A 13,220-nucleotide genomic window follows, 5' to 3' on the forward strand; every position below is an offset into this window, starting at 1 on the left:
CCCCGGCCCCGATCCCGGCCTCGATCCCGATCCCGGCCCCGACCCGTCCCGTGAGGCGAAGCTCCTCCCGGACACGGTCCACCGCTCCGTCCGGCCCGGCACAGCCCTCGTGCGGCTGCGGACGACGCATGACCGTACGGGAATCCTCGACGGTGCGTGGTGGCCTCGCTCCCGCGACATCGGCGCGGAGCTTCCGGGTCTGATCACCGCGCTGACCGAACACATCGGGCCCGTCACGCGCGTCGGCCTGGACGCCGGGGCCTGGGAGGAACTGCCGACACGGCTGATCATCGACGACCGTGTCGTGCATGTGGATTCCTTCCCGGTCGGTGACGACACCGTGCTCATCACCCGAGGGGACGGAGATCTCTTCTCCCTGCTGGTGGTCCCGCCGCACGCGACGCCCGACGCGGCACATACCGCGATGGCCAGGGCCGTCCGCGCCGACAACCTCACGCAGGCGACGCAGATCCTCATCGACACCGGCACCGGCCGAGCGCGGCCGATCGTCGCGGAAGCGTCCTAGGGCCGGCATCGCCGGACACCCCGCGTGTCACCCGGGCGCGCTGTCATGGAGGGCTTGTTCCGCCGCCATGAGCGCGGTCGCGGTCAGGCGAGGACCGGTGCTCCGGCTCGCGGTGGCCATGAGCCGGGCGGCAGCGGGGGCACCGGTCTCCGGCGGGATCACCAGAAGGTCCCAGCGGCCGGCGGTGTAGGACACCACCGTGATCTTGTGCGGGTCCAGTTCCCGCACGGACCAGTCGATTTTCACCACAAGCCCGTTGACGTGCATCCCACGCGAAAGGGAGGGCCAGTACCGAGGGTTGACGGCGATCCTGGTGATCCGTCCCCACAGAGGGTCCAACACCTCGGCCAGGGCGGAGAGTTCACTTGGCAGGTCGCGGGAACGGGGCCACCAGGCGCCGTCCAGCCCTCGTCGTGACGTGCCCATGGGCTTCAGCGCCAGGCGGGTGTTCGGAACCCTGAAGGGCACCGTCCACAGGGGGGCGTTGCCGCTGGCCGCGGACATCGCGCCAACCCGTCTCCGGGCCGCTGCCTCAACGGGCTCGGCCCGATGTCGTCGCTCACCGAGAACGACATCGACGTGGAGGCCGGTGTGCGAGATGCTCCCGATACCCCCACGCTACTCCCGTGGGACGCCGAACGGCCCCCGGCGAGACAGGGGTTCCGAGCGCGGCCCGCACACCCAGACCTCGTCCGTCAGCCCGCGGTCATCCTCCCGCGTGCCCGCGGCCGGCTGCGCTGATCACCGTACGCGTCATGGCGGTGGCGCTGCCGAGGGAGCGGGTGGGGTCGCAGAGCCGGCCGATGCGTTCGGCCCCGACCCGCAGCCGCTCCAGGTCCAGGCCCTCGAAGCCGGCAGCCAAGGCCACGAGGGCGAGGACCGATAAGGGCCGGTTTGCGTACCGGCGGTTGGGCGTGGTGCGGGACATGGCTGATTCTTTGGACTCCGGGTGCCGTTGAGACTGCGATATCCATCGTTCGGCGAATTGGTGAATCACAGAATCCAACTGGCACGCGTGTCGGTGGTGCAGCTGAGGCGAGTGCGTGCGGGGGGTAAACCCCGCACGCGATCACTGGTCTGGTGTCTCCGGGAGCTGCTCGCGTAAGCGCCTGTCTCTTCGTTGGCGAGAAGGGTGCTCCTTTCCGGCGCAGCGTCTTCGGGCGGATGTGGCGGAAGGCTCGGCAGATCGCCGGCATGCCCGAGGGCTTCCGCTTCTGGGGCTTGCGGGGGGATTGACCTGTGGGGGAGCGGTGTCGGCGCCTGGCAGGCGGTCGGCTGGTTCCCCGGTGTTCCCCGTGGTTCTCCGCAGCATCTGGCACGGGTCTAAGGCCGTGTCGCCGGCCGCCGCCACGATCGCGTCCCTGGCGAGCGGCACTCGCGAAGGGGTGCCCTGCGCCTTGTCCCAGGGTTCGTCCAGTGCGGAGGTGCGCACTTGATTCCTTCGGTCCGGTGGATGGACGGTGCTGACCGCGCACCGAAGCCCATATTGGATAAAAATGGTCGGAAGGTACGTTAAAACCGCGGAGGCGTGGCGATGCGCGGCAACGCCGAGAACGACGAGGGCTCCGTCGAGGAGTACGACGACGAGCACGGTGACGAACTCGACGCCGGCGACGGTGACGAGTACGTCGATGCCCAGGCTTACGACGAGGAGTCGGCACCGTACGAAGATGAGCCGGTGCCCTACGACGAGGAGGGCGTAGCCGGTGCGAGCCCTGACGTCTTCCTCGACGTTCCGATCCTAAAGGTCGACGAGATCGACCTGGACGTCGAGGACCTGCGGGCGCATGTCTCGCTGCAGGCCGAGGTGCTGGATCTGCTCAGACTGAACGTGGGCGCCGACGTCACGCTCGGCCGGGTGCACCTGGGCATCTCGGGCGTCGAGGCACAGGCCCAGCTTGAGGTGCGTCTCCACCACGTCGCAAAGATCATTGATCGAGTGCTCACCACGCTCGACCGCAACCCGGAGATCCTGCACGAGCTGGCGCGCGGAATCGGGTCCGCCGTGCGGGATGTCGGCGGCGGTGCCCGTCAGGCCGTGGGGGAGCTGGGTACGGGTGCCGGAAGGGCCGTCCAGGAGGTCGGCCAGGGTGCGGGGACGGCCGTCCGGGATGTGGGGCAGGGCGCCGGAGCCGCCGTGCAGGATGTGGGGCAGGGCGCCGGAGCCGCCGTGCAGGATGTGGGACAGGGCGCCGGAGCCGCCGTGCAGGATGTGGGACAGGGCGCCGGAGCCGCTGTCCAGGATGTGGGACAGGGCGCCGGAGCCGTGGCGCGGGATGTCGGTCAGGGAGCCGGGAGGGCCGTTCAGGACGTGGGCGGTGGCGCCGGGCGCGCGGTGGAAGACGTCGGCCATGAGACGAGCCGGACCGTCGGAAGCGCCGGCGAGGTGGTGGGCGGCACCGCCGGGCGCGTGGCCGAACAGGCCGCGGGTGAGACGGTGGAAGCGGCAGGCGACACAGTACGGGACGGCGGCCACGCCGTTGCGGACGCTCCGGACGCTGCGGAGACGGCGAACGCCACCGCGGAAGGGACCGAACCGGCCGAGCCGGCCGAGCCGCGTGCGGCCCGCAAGCACACGCAGGGAGAGCGGGGCCGAGCCGACCGGAGCCGAGGCGGCACCCGCACACGCCGGGTACGCGGAGGGGACGGGAAGCTGCCACCAAGGTCCAGCCGCCGTCATGCCGACAAGGAACGTGAGAAGCCGCCCTGAATTCGAGGCGCGGGAGCCGGGAGCCCGGTGGGGGACATCGCGTTCCGGTCGACGGTCCACGCCGAACGTCTCCGCTTCACACAGGCACCCCACACAGCTGTCCGCTTCCCCGGCACCGGGAAGCGGGAGTCGACGAGTCACAGCGAACGCACCCACCTACCGGACCCGGTCGTCCCCGGTCAGGAGTACCAGGACGTCACCGTCGCCTACCACCTTGCGACCCGGCTCACCAGAGGGGCGGAGGTCGGGCGGAGCGGTGAGGGGCGGATGGGGAGCGACGACCGGATGGGGAGCGACGACTCATGACCGACGACCGCCATGACCTGACCGTCACCCTTCCGTTGATGCGTGAGGGCACGGTTGTGCCGGCAGGCGTGTCCGACGGCCTCACCGACGGCGACCTCGGTGTCGCCAGTGCCCTCCCCGGCTGGACGCGCGCCCATGTCCCCCGGCCACGTGGCCGGCAACGCCGAGGCCCTCCTCCGCCTGGCCATCTGGGCCCGTACGGGCGTTCCCACTCCGATGTGCGCCGACCGTGAGCAACGCGCCGCGGAGATCGAGTCCTCGGCGGCGGAACTGGAGGACGCGCCGGCGGCCCTCGACGCGCCGACCTGGCGGGCCGAGGTCAGGAGCGCGTTGGGACGCACCATCCCCGCCGCTGAGATCCCCTGGATGCGGGTGCCCGAGGTATGGCTGCACGCGATCGACCTCGCATCGGGAACGGCCTTCGCGGACCTCCCCGCCCGCCTGACCGACACGCTCCCCGACGACGTCACGGCCACCCTCTCGACCCGCGCCCCGCCTGCCCGGCGGTCCGTCTCGCCCCGACCGACCGCCCCGATGACCCTGCCACCCTGCCTGTGATCGGCCGTCACCGTTCGAGGGAGGTGAGGTCCCCCATCACGATCACCGGGTGCAGCGCCGGGTCGAGCGTGAGCAGCAGCTCCTTCATGTGCTGCCGCGTCAGGCTCACGCAGCCGTGGGTGGGTCCCCCGTGGTCGACATGCAGCCAGATGCCGCCGCCGCGGCCCGCGCCGAGTGGGCGGGTCCAGTCGAGGGGGGAAGTGCCCGGCTTGCGGTTGTAGTCGATCGCGACCACGTAGTCGAAGGAGCCGGCGAGCGGCTCGCCCTCGAATCCGGTGCCGCCGATGGTGAAGGCACCGGACCGGTCGTAGGGCAGTTTCGTGCCCGGGTCGGCGAGCAGTCCGCCCGCGTCGCTGAGGGTGAACACACCGATGGGCGAGCGCAGGTCACCCGCGTGATGGTCGTCGGTCCAGCCCCGGAGCGCGTTGTGGGCGGCCCAGGTCCGCCCGGCGGCCCAGCCGTCGCCGGTGCGCCGGTACAGCACCACCTGCGACTTCGGGGAGTTCTTGTCCTTCCCGGTGACGACGACGACCTGCCGGGCGTTGTCGGGGATCTCGGCGAGCGTCCGGGGGCCGAGGCCCGGCAGGTCGGCGGGAAGGTCGTCCGGCAGGTCACCCGGCAGGCCGGTCGTTGCGGAAGCGCTCGGGTCCGGGGCCGCGGCTTTGGCGTCCGGGTCTGCGGCTTTGGCGTCCGTGCTCCTTTCGCCGGCTGCGTTCGGTCCGGATCCGGCGGGAGTCGTGGCGGGCGCGACAGTCCGGGCGTCCTGCGCACCGGCGGTGGCCGAGGGGACGCTCCCCGCCGTCCCGGAGCCGGGGCCGGCGCCGGGGCCGCCGCACCCGGCCAGGGTGAGGGCCAGGGCCAGGACCGCGGCGGGAACCGGCAGACGGGAGCTCACGGAGCTCACGGAGCCCACGGAGCTCACGGACGAGAAGAGGTGCCTCACCAGGTGCCTCACCGCGCCGACCCCGCCGTCCACTCGCTCCACGGCATGTTCCAGCCGTTGAGTCCGTTGTCGGGGGCGATCACCTTGTCGTCGGAGTTCTTCACCACGACCACGTCGCCGATGAGGGAGTTGTCGTAGAACCAGGCGGCGTCCTGGCCGGAGTCGCCGCCGCCCTTGATGTCGTTGAGCCCCACACAGCCGTGGCTGATGTTGGACCGGCCGAAGACGGAGTCGGCTCCCCAGTAGTTGCCGTGGATGAAGGTGCCCGAGGTGGACAGCCGCATGGCGTGCGGGACGTCGGGGATGTCGTACTGGCCGGCGTAACCGACTGTGGCGCCGTTCATCCGTGTCGAGATCAGTTTCTCGGAGATGACCATCCGCCCGTTCCAGGTGGGCGACGAGGCGGCGCCCGCGGTGATCGGTATGTTCCGCACGGTGGTGCCGTCCCGGACGACCTTCATGGTGTGCGCGGCGGCGTCCACGGTGGACACCTGACCGCGCCCGACCTTGAACCGGAGGGTCCGGTCCTGTTCGCCGTACGCGTCGGCGGCCCCCTTCACCCCGGCGAGGCGGATCCTGACGGTGACCGTGGAGTGGGACTTCCAGTACTCCCGCGGACGGAAGTCGAGGCGCTGCCCGCCGAACCAGTGGCCCACGACGGTCTGTCCGCTGTCGGCACTCACCTCGATGGCGGACTCGACGGCCTTCTTGTCGGTGATCGGTTTGTCGAAGGTGAACGAAACGGGCATGCCCACGCCCACCGTGGAGCCGTTCTCCGGGGTGTACGTGCCGGTGAACCGGTCGGCCTCGGCAAGGGTCCTGAACGTCACGCTCCTGCTCACCCGGTGGCCTTCGGTGTCGGTGGCCACCGCGGTCAGCCGGTAGGCCGTCCCGTGCTTCAGGTCGCCCGAGGGGGCCCAGCTCTTCCTGTCCGGGGACCGTTCGCCCGGCACCGCCCGACCGTCCGCGGTGGACAGGGACACCTCGGTGATCGTGCCCCCTTCGACCGTGACCCGCCCGCCGGTGGTGACCGGGACGTGTTCCTGCCCGTCGGTGGCGTGCAGGTCCAGCCGGGGCCCCGTCGCCGCCCCGGCGGCGTGCACCGGTCTCTTCGCCGGGTCCCCGGCGGGGTTCTTCGCGTCCGACGCCCCGGTGCCGCAGCCGGCCAGAAGGCACAGCGAGACGGACAGCAGCGCCATGGTGGACCGGGCCGGGACGCGGCGGGCCGGGCGGGGCGCGAACGCCGGGACCGGGGCCGGGCCGGTGCGATGTGTGGATTCTCCGTCGTGCATGGGGCCAGCGTGGAGCGCGGAAATCAGGAAGTTGTCAGGGTGTGGCAAGAACCGCAAGAGGGCCGTTCTCCCTACTGACGCCGCCTCAGCACACATAAGGTCACCGGCGTGTGCGCACATATTCTGATCGCGGAGGACGACGGCATGCAGGCCGAGCTCATCCGCCGACTCCTGGTCAGGGAAGGCCATGAGGCCGTCGTCGTCTCCGACGGACGGGCCGCACTCGACGAGGCCCGCAGCCACCGGCCCGACCTGGTGATCCTCGATGTGATGCTGCCGGGCCTCGACGGTTTCGGCGTCTGCCGCGTGCTGCGCCAGGACGCGGACATACCGGTGCTGATGCTCACGGCCCGCTCCGCCGAGGACGATCTGCTGCTCGGTCTCGACCTCGGCGCGGACGACTACATGACGAAGCCGTACAGTCCGCGGGAGCTGCTGGCACGCATCCGCATCGTGCTGCGCCGCACCCTGCGTCCCGTCGAGGAGTCCCCCGTGCTGCGTGTCGGGGGTGTCACCGTCGACCCGGTACGGCACGAGGTCACCTGTGACGGCGCGGCGGTCGTCTGCACCCCGGGTGAGTTCGCCATCCTGACCGCCATGGCGGCCGAGCCCGAACGGGTCTTCTCGCGCCGCCAGTTGCTGGAACACACCCGCGGTCACGACCGGGCGTCCACCGAGCGTGCCATCGACATGCACATCATGAACCTGCGCAAGAAGATCGAGGCCGACCCGCGCACCCCCGCACGGCTGCTGACGGTGTTCGGCGTCGGCTACAAACTCGTGGACGGCCAGGGGCCCTCATGACCCGCCCGGCCCCCATGACCGGCCCGGACGGCGGGACGCCCGTGTCCCGCATCCCTTGGCGCAGGAGTCTGCTGGTGCGGCTACTGCTCACCTCCGTGGCGATCGCGGTGCTGTCCGTGAGCGCCACCGCCTGGCTCGCCGTGCAGCTCACCACACGGGCCATCCAGGAGGAACGCGGGCAGGTGCTCTCCGACGACTCCGACATCCTGCGCCGGCTCAGCGGCTATGCCGCGGCCCATGCCGAGTGGGACGGCGTCACGTCCACCGTGCGCACACTCTCGCGCACCCTGGACCGGCGTATCGCCCTGACCACCGCGGGCGGACGGCTCATCGCCGACTCCGCCGCACCCGGCACCGCGCTGCCCGCCCGTGCCTCGGCCACCGTCGACCCGCTGCGTACGGACACCTACACCGAGCCCGGCGCCCAGCTCGCCGGCATCGACCCGCGGGCGGTGGGGCCCTTTCGGCTGTCCCGCGCCGAGGCGGAGCAGGTGAGCAAAGTGGCGCAGCGGCGTGTGGCGTGCCTGACCAAGTTCGGCAACGGCGGCCGCACCAGACAGATGCCCAGCGGCCGTACGGTGGCCGTCGCCGACGACGGCTCGGAACCCGTGCTCTCGCGGTGCGCCGACGCGGCGGACAACGCGGTGACACCCACCGAGCGCAAGGGGCTGGCAGCCCTCGCGAAGCTGCTGGTCGGCTGCCTCCCCGGCGACTGGAAGCTGCTGGCCACGCAAGACCCCTCTCTGCGGGAGCTGTTCGCCGACGACGTCGTACCCGGAATGTCCGACAGGACGATCGGCAACCAACAGGTGCAGAACTGCATCGACTCGGCGCGCCGCACCCAGCTCGACCCCTACGTCGCCCCACCGGCGGCCCTCTACCTCGGCGCCCGCGACCAACAGCGGTCGGGCTTCGACCTCTCACCCGCCAACAAGAGCAAGATCATCGGAGTCAGCGGTCTCGTCCTGGCCGTCACGATCGCACTGACCGCCCTCGTCGCCGTCCGCCTCGTCCGCCCCCTGCGCGCCCTGACCGCCGCCGCCCGGCAGCCGCCCGAGCACCACGCACGGGTCGCCGTCACCACCAAGGACGAGACGGGCTTCCTGGCCGCCGCCTTCAACGACCTGACCGCGCGCCGGGAACGGATGGAGGCCCAGCGCAAGGCCATGGTCAGCGACATCGCCCATGAACTGCGCACCCCGCTGACCAATATCCGCGGGTGGCTGGAGGTCACCCGCGACGGACTGCTCGACCCCGACCCCGGCCTCATCGCCTCCCTGCACGACGAGGCGCTGCAACTGCAGCACATCATCGACGACCTGCGCGACCTCGCCGCGGGCGACGCCGGCACCCTGCGGCTGCACCGGGAGCCGCTGGCCGCGGACGAGTTGATCGGCCAGGTCGCCGCCGCGCACCGCAGCCGCGCCGAAGCCGCGGACATACACCTGCGGGCGGATGCCGACCCAGGGCTCTGGTTGGACGCCGACCCGGTGCGCATGCGACAGGTCCTGGGCAACCTCGTCTCCAACGCGCTGCGGCACACTCCCGCGCAGGGCACGGTCACCCTGAGCGCCCGGCAGACCGCGGAGGAGGCCGTCCTGACCGTGCGCGACACCGGGGACGGTATCGCCCCCGAAGACCTGCCCCATGTCTTCGAACGGTTCTGGCGCGCCGAGAAATCCCGCAGCAGACGCACCGGCGGCAGCGGTCTCGGCCTGTCCATCGTGCGCCAGTTCGTCGAGTCACACGACGGAACCGTCACCGCCGACAGCACCCCCGGCAGCGGAGCGGTGTTCACGGTCCGGCTGCCGCGCGTGCCCGGGCCGGAGGAACCTCAACCATGAGAAGGCAGCTCCCTTCCGCGGTCTGAACTCTCCATCGCCGACGGTGAGTTGCGCACGCGTCACAGCAGGCGACCGCCGGCCCTCCGGATGTCCTGGTTCTGTCACGCGACAGCCATCACGTGGTCTCACCAGTAACCACATGCGGCACTACGTGCTCTCCTCTGACCTCTCGCAGCGAAGGTTGAGTGATTCTCACTGAAGTTTGAGCGATGTTGCGTTGGGCCTGACGCCTACTTGATTTCCCTCGACTCTTCGTCGGAGCGGGAGCGTCGATGGGCTGCAACTCGTTCGCGCGTCGCGCATCGACGGGAGCAGTAACGGCGTTCGGGGCCGCTGCCCTGGGTGATGAAGACGTTCTGGCAGCTGGGTGATGCGCAGATTCTGCCGGGTGGGCGCTGACGGTCCCAGACGAGGACGGTCAGGGCCATGCAGGACGAGGCGAGGAGCCACTCGTCCCAGGGGGCGTTGTCGTCGTGGTCGAGGTGGGGATGCCAGGGGGTGCTGCCGCCGTGCGAGGTCAGGCGCAGCGATCCGGAGTGTTCCTGCAGGAGGCGGTTGAGGGTGGCTGCGGCGTCATCGGCGTGCTCGGCGGCGAAGACTTGCCGGAGCATGGCGGCGGCTGCGCGCATTCCGGCGACATCGCGGGTGGTGAGGCCGATGGGGTCGGTCTCGCCGTATGCGCGGAGCACGTCGGCGACTTCGGCCGGGGTGGGGCAGTCGTCAGCGAGGGCGTTGATCAGAGCGGCGGTGCGCCGAGCCGTGGTCAGCACGGAGTGCCGGGTGGACCAGTTGTCGCCGTTGAAGGACACGTATGGAATGTAACGCATCTTGCTGAGATTTGAGTTACCTCCGTAACGTTCTGCTGATGAAAAAGCGTTACTCACTCCGTTTCTATTTCGCTGGAGCAGTGGCAGCTCGTGCCGGGGACGAGATGTCAGGACCGGCGCTGATGCTGGCAGGATTCGCCCTGGCCGGGTCGACCGTCGACGCGTCGTCGCTGCTCGCGGGCATCACGATCTCTGCCGCGGTTGGAGGGCCGGTGCTCGGGGCGCTCCTCGACAGGGCAGGACGGCCGGGACGCCTGCTGGCCGGGGCCCTCGTCCTGTATGCGGCGGGGCTGGGGGCGATTCTCGTGGGACTCGGCCGCTTGCCGTTCGCTGTCACCATCCTGATCGCCGTGGTGACGGGACTGCTGGGGCCAGCCCTGTCGGGCGGATGGACGGCCCAGCTGCCGCGTGTGGTGCCGGTCGACCACCTGCCCCGGGCGAACGCGCTCGATGCCATGACGTTCAGCGTGGCGAGCCTGGCCGGTCCGGCTCTCGCCGGCGGCGTGGCGGAGACGCTGGGAGCCCCGTCGGCCGTGGTGGTCTCCGCGGTGCTCATCGCTTTGGCGCTGCCCACCGCGTGGATGCTGCCCGGCCGTCCCGGTCGGGCGCGGGGGGCTCAGACAACTTCGGTGATCAGCGACCTGGCTGCCGGAATGCGGGTCATCGTCGGAAGGTCGGCATTGGCCCGGGCGACCCTCACCTCGGTCGTCTCCTGCATCGCCCAGGGCATGCTGACGGCGTGCATCCCGCTCCTGGGCGAGCGTTTCCTGGGCGGAGCCGGGCGCGGCGCGGTGCTGCTCTCCTGCGCGGCGATCTCCGCCTTGGTGGCCAACGCCGTACTCGCCCGGTTCCCGCATTCAGTCGCCCCCGACACGATCATCTGGGCCAGTGCCCTCGTCCAGGCTGCCGCGCTGGCGTTGGCCGCGTGGGGTCAACCAGTCGTGCTGATCGTGGCTGTACTCATCGCCGGGATCGGTGAGGGACCACAACTGGCCGCCTTGTTCGCAGTCCGCCACCGGGAGGCCCCAGAACACCTGCGTGGCCAGATCTTCACCACCGGCGCCAGCTTGAAGATCACCGGTTTCGCCCTGGGGGCAGCGGTTGGCGGACCGGTCGTGGCCTGGTCTCTTCCAGGCGCTTTGGCCCTCGCCGTGAGTGTGGCGATCCTGGCGGTACTGGCCTTCTTCGCGATCCCGTCGGCAGCCGTCAACTCGCCTGAGAACCGCGCGATGTCGAGTTGATCAGGACCGAACCTTGGTGAGCAATCCCTGATCTCTCGCCGTGAAGGTTGAGCATTCTCCTCGATTGAGTGGGGACGCTGGCCGTCAGTGTTGAGCTCTCTGCTGTTGGCCGACCCGGCGTTGTTCGTAAGCTGCCCGACGGCAGTGGGTTGAGCACCATTTCGGTGGACGTCCCCTGGACGCTGTGGGGAGTGGACCACCACAGATCCCGCAGTCGTGTCGGCGAAACCCTCTGAAGTACGCGTTCTGGCATGGGCTCGAGCACCATCGAAGGCCGTTGTCCGAGCCGAGGTGTTCACCACATTGCTGGCAGGACGAGCCATTCGTCGAGAAGCTCCTGCAACTCCGGCAGAGACCAACCTGATCCGGATGCTCTTCCTCGACGAGCAGTACCAGCAGTTGTTCACGAACTGGAACGAGGAGGCCCAACTGGGCGTGGCCTCCCTGCGCCTGGTCGCGGGCCGCCACCCACACGACCGTTCCCTCGCCGAACTCGTCGGCCAACTCACCATGAACTGCGGCGAGTTCGCTCCCCTCTGGGCCCGGCATCCGGTACGCACCTGCACCTCAGGTGTGAAGCACCTGCGGCATCCGCTGGTCGGCGCGATGGACCTCGGCTTCGAGAACCTCGTCATCCCCGGCCCGTCCGGCCAACGCCTCATCGCTTATACGGCCGAGCCCGGCTCCCCGTCGGAGGCAGCGCTGCGAATCCTCGGCAGCGCGACGGCTCCGCCGGCGCAGGACCCGACGGTGACACGGAGCTGAAGCACTGCCGGACCCGCCGCAGGACGCTGTTGACCGCGCTGATCTACCAGCACTCCGACGACGACTGGCGGCAGAAAGGTCTGGTGGGCTGGTCAGTCGACTGTCGGTGGGCAGGCGCTGGCCACCCCCGCATGGACATTCCTCCATCGGGTGCCTCATGGAACGCCTGTCCGGTGAACTCAAGCATCCATATGGCTCATTCGTTCGAGTCGAACCGCTCGATCGAAGTAAGCGGAATCGATTCTGCGATGCGTGATCAAGAACCTCAGGCGTGCCGCTCTTGCGGCCGCACTTGTCGCCCTGCCCCTACTGGCACCCACTCCGGCTCGCGCACACGATCGGGCCGCCGAGACCTACACACTCCCGATCGCGGCTGCGGTCGAAATCCTCCCCCTCGCGGCGGAGGCGCGCAGCGGCTACCAGCGCACGAGCTTCAAGCACTGGAACGCGGGCCAGAACCCCACCGACGGCTGCAACACACGAGCGGAGGTGCTCCTCTCCGAGGCGATCGACCCACCCGAGGTCCTCCCGGGCTGCAAGCTCTCCGGAGGCCGATGGTGGTCGTACTACGACGCCAAGTGGGTGACCACGGCCTCCGCCCTGGACGTCGACCACATGGTGCCGCTCGCCGAGGCATGGGACTCCGGGGCATCGCAATGGACTGCCCAGCGGCGCGAGGCGTACGCCAACGACCTCGACGCCAGGACCTCCCTCGTCGCCGTCTCCGCGGCGTCCAACCGCAGCAAGGCCGACCAGGACCCGGCCGAGTGGCTGCCGCCGGCCGTCGACGTCACGTGCCGCTACACCTCGGAGTGGCTCGCGACCAAGCTCCGCTGGGAACTCACCATCGACGCCGTCGAGCTCGAAGCACTCACACAACTCGCGGAAGCCTGCCCCGGCACCACCGTGACCTACGACCCCGCTCCCTAGACCCGTTGCCCCGCCTCATCGAGATCGACGAGGCGGGGCCACAACTGGTTCTCCACTCAGAGCGGATCGAGCTCTGAGCTCGGGAAGCCGCGTCGGCCCCGGGCCCCTCCCCGGGCGGCGTCACGCAGGCCCGGTGGGGGACAGGGATGATGCCGAGCCCGCCCGACGATGGCAGCAAGGGTCCACTGGTCTTCCCGCCACTGATCCGGCTGCGTTTCTCCGCGTGCCGGGTGAGCGGGCAGAACCCAGCGTGCCGGTATGGACGCTATGCGGGTGGCCACAGCATGGGACGGTCAGCGGTTTCCTCGGCTGAGCGTCCGGCATGAGCGTTGCCACCCTGCCTGCGGGGGTCTGTGTAGCGAACGGTGGAACTCGGTCGGTTTTGTTCAGCGGCGTCCGGCGGTGAGCCGGCCGTCGAAGGTGATGTCGAAGGCTTGGAGTGCGGCCTTCCAGCGCATGGTCCAGCGTTTGCGT

At 70.1% G+C, this 13,220-nt stretch carries 14 protein-coding genes; 9 read left to right on the forward strand and 5 right to left on the reverse strand.

What is annotated here, in order from left to right:
• On the forward strand, positions 1-526 hold a 526-nt coding region (locus FNH08_RS29035), incomplete at its 5' end, for a DUF5994 family protein (protein WP_228034417.1).
• A gap of 27 nt (positions 527-553) precedes the next feature.
• Here the strand turns inward: FNH08_RS29035 and FNH08_RS29040 are convergent.
• Together FNH08_RS29040 and FNH08_RS29045 are read right to left on the reverse strand one after the other, a co-directional pair.
• The gene (locus tag FNH08_RS29040; RefSeq protein WP_152774499.1) at positions 554-1,030 is read right to left on the reverse strand and encodes a DUF5994 family protein; all 477 of its coding nucleotides are present in this window, start codon (positions 1,028-1,030) and stop codon (positions 554-556) included.
• 202 nt (positions 1,031-1,232) lie between these two features.
• Complete coding sequence (locus FNH08_RS29045; protein ID WP_152774500.1) at positions 1,233-1,454, reverse strand: hypothetical protein; 222 nt, start codon at positions 1,452-1,454, stop codon at positions 1,233-1,235.
• 606 nt (positions 1,455-2,060) lie between these two features.
• Here FNH08_RS29045 and FNH08_RS29055 point away from each other — a divergent pair.
• From FNH08_RS29055 to FNH08_RS29065, 3 genes are all read left to right on the forward strand, one after another.
• Positions 2,061-3,236, forward strand: a complete 1,176-nt coding sequence (locus FNH08_RS29055) for a collagen-like triple helix repeat-containing protein (RefSeq protein ID WP_152774501.1) — start codon at positions 2,061-2,063, stop codon at positions 3,234-3,236.
• A 27-nt stretch (positions 3,237-3,263) separates the two neighbouring features.
• Positions 3,264-3,542 carry a hypothetical protein gene (locus FNH08_RS29060; protein WP_228034418.1) on the forward strand — a complete coding sequence of 93 codons (279 nt, stop codon included), beginning with the start codon at positions 3,264-3,266 and terminating at the stop codon, positions 3,540-3,542.
• 135 nt (positions 3,543-3,677) lie between these two features.
• Positions 3,678-4,100: a maleylpyruvate isomerase N-terminal domain-containing protein gene (locus FNH08_RS29065; RefSeq protein WP_152774502.1), complete on the forward strand. Its 423-nt coding sequence runs from the start codon at positions 3,678-3,680 to the stop codon at positions 4,098-4,100.
• Positions 4,101-4,107: 7 nt separating this feature from the next.
• Here FNH08_RS29065 and FNH08_RS29070 read toward each other — a convergent pair whose 3' ends face one another.
• Together FNH08_RS29070 and FNH08_RS29075 are read right to left on the reverse strand one after the other, a co-directional pair.
• Complete coding sequence (locus tag FNH08_RS29070) at positions 4,108-4,995, reverse strand: L,D-transpeptidase family protein (protein WP_322725655.1); 888 nt, start codon at positions 4,993-4,995, stop codon at positions 4,108-4,110.
• A gap of 56 nt (positions 4,996-5,051) precedes the next feature.
• Positions 5,052-6,335 carry a L,D-transpeptidase gene (locus FNH08_RS29075; protein WP_228034419.1) on the reverse strand — a complete coding sequence of 428 codons (1,284 nt, stop codon included), beginning with the start codon at positions 6,333-6,335 and terminating at the stop codon, positions 5,052-5,054.
• Between the two features lie 108 nt (positions 6,336-6,443).
• Here FNH08_RS29075 and FNH08_RS29080 point away from each other — a divergent pair, with 108 nt between their 5' ends.
• Together FNH08_RS29080 and FNH08_RS29085 are read left to right on the forward strand one after the other, a co-directional pair.
• Positions 6,444-7,139, forward strand: coding sequence for a response regulator transcription factor (locus FNH08_RS29080; RefSeq protein ID WP_322725656.1), 696 nt, complete (start codon positions 6,444-6,446; stop codon positions 7,137-7,139).
• A complete protein-coding gene (locus FNH08_RS29085) occupies positions 7,136-8,983 on the forward strand; it encodes a sensor histidine kinase (RefSeq protein WP_228034420.1) in 1,848 nt (615 codons plus the stop codon). The genes FNH08_RS29080 and FNH08_RS29085 overlap by 4 nt, the downstream gene beginning before the upstream one ends.
• 230 nt (positions 8,984-9,213) lie before the next feature.
• Here FNH08_RS29085 and FNH08_RS29090 read toward each other — a convergent pair whose 3' ends face one another.
• Entirely contained in the window at positions 9,214-9,810 is a 597-nt protein-coding gene (locus tag FNH08_RS29090; RefSeq protein ID WP_152774504.1) for a CGNR zinc finger domain-containing protein, read from the reverse strand.
• A gap of 38 nt (positions 9,811-9,848) precedes the next feature.
• Between FNH08_RS29090 and FNH08_RS29095 the strand changes: the two genes are divergently transcribed.
• The 3 genes from FNH08_RS29095 to FNH08_RS29105 all read left to right on the forward strand — a co-directional run bounded on the left by FNH08_RS29095 (position 9,849) and on the right by FNH08_RS29105 (position 12,746).
• Positions 9,849-11,051 carry an MFS transporter gene (locus FNH08_RS29095; RefSeq protein ID WP_152774505.1) on the forward strand — a complete coding sequence of 401 codons (1,203 nt, stop codon included), beginning with the start codon at positions 9,849-9,851 and terminating at the stop codon, positions 11,049-11,051.
• Positions 11,052-11,267: 216 nt separating this feature from the next.
• Positions 11,268-11,816, forward strand: coding sequence for an MmyB family transcriptional regulator (locus FNH08_RS29100; protein WP_322725658.1), 549 nt, complete (start codon positions 11,268-11,270; stop codon positions 11,814-11,816).
• 252 nt (positions 11,817-12,068) lie between these two features.
• Complete coding sequence (locus FNH08_RS29105) at positions 12,069-12,746, forward strand: HNH endonuclease family protein (RefSeq protein ID WP_322725659.1); 678 nt, start codon at positions 12,069-12,071, stop codon at positions 12,744-12,746.
• Positions 12,747-13,220 lie beyond the last annotated feature (474 nt).

Origin of the sequence: Streptomyces spongiae, from assembly GCF_009377185.1 — a bacterium.
In the GTDB taxonomy this organism is placed as follows: domain Bacteria; phylum Actinomycetota; class Actinomycetes; order Streptomycetales; family Streptomycetaceae; genus Streptomyces; species Streptomyces spongiae.

Excerpts from the sequence above, each read along its gene's own strand:
- FNH08_RS29040 (WP_152774499.1), bottom strand. The coding sequence starts at position 1,030 with ATGTCCGCGGCCAGCGGCAACGCCCCCCTGTGGACGGTGCCCTTCAGG.
- FNH08_RS29045 (WP_152774500.1), bottom strand. The coding sequence starts at position 1,454 with ATGTCCCGCACCACGCCCAACCGCCGGTACGCAAACCGGCCCTTATCG.
- FNH08_RS29055 (WP_152774501.1), top strand. The coding sequence starts at position 2,061 with ATGCGCGGCAACGCCGAGAACGACGAGGGCTCCGTCGAGGAGTACGAC.
- FNH08_RS29065 (WP_152774502.1), top strand. The coding sequence starts at position 3,678 with ATGTCCCCCGGCCACGTGGCCGGCAACGCCGAGGCCCTCCTCCGCCTG.
- FNH08_RS29075 (WP_228034419.1), bottom strand. The coding sequence starts at position 6,335 with ATGCACGACGGAGAATCCACACATCGCACCGGCCCGGCCCCGGTCCCG.
- FNH08_RS29085 (WP_228034420.1), top strand. The coding sequence starts at position 7,136 with ATGACCCGCCCGGCCCCCATGACCGGCCCGGACGGCGGGACGCCCGTG.
- FNH08_RS29090 (WP_152774504.1), bottom strand. The coding sequence starts at position 9,810 with ATGCGTTACATTCCATACGTGTCCTTCAACGGCGACAACTGGTCCACC.
- FNH08_RS29095 (WP_152774505.1), top strand. The coding sequence starts at position 9,849 with ATGAAAAAGCGTTACTCACTCCGTTTCTATTTCGCTGGAGCAGTGGCA.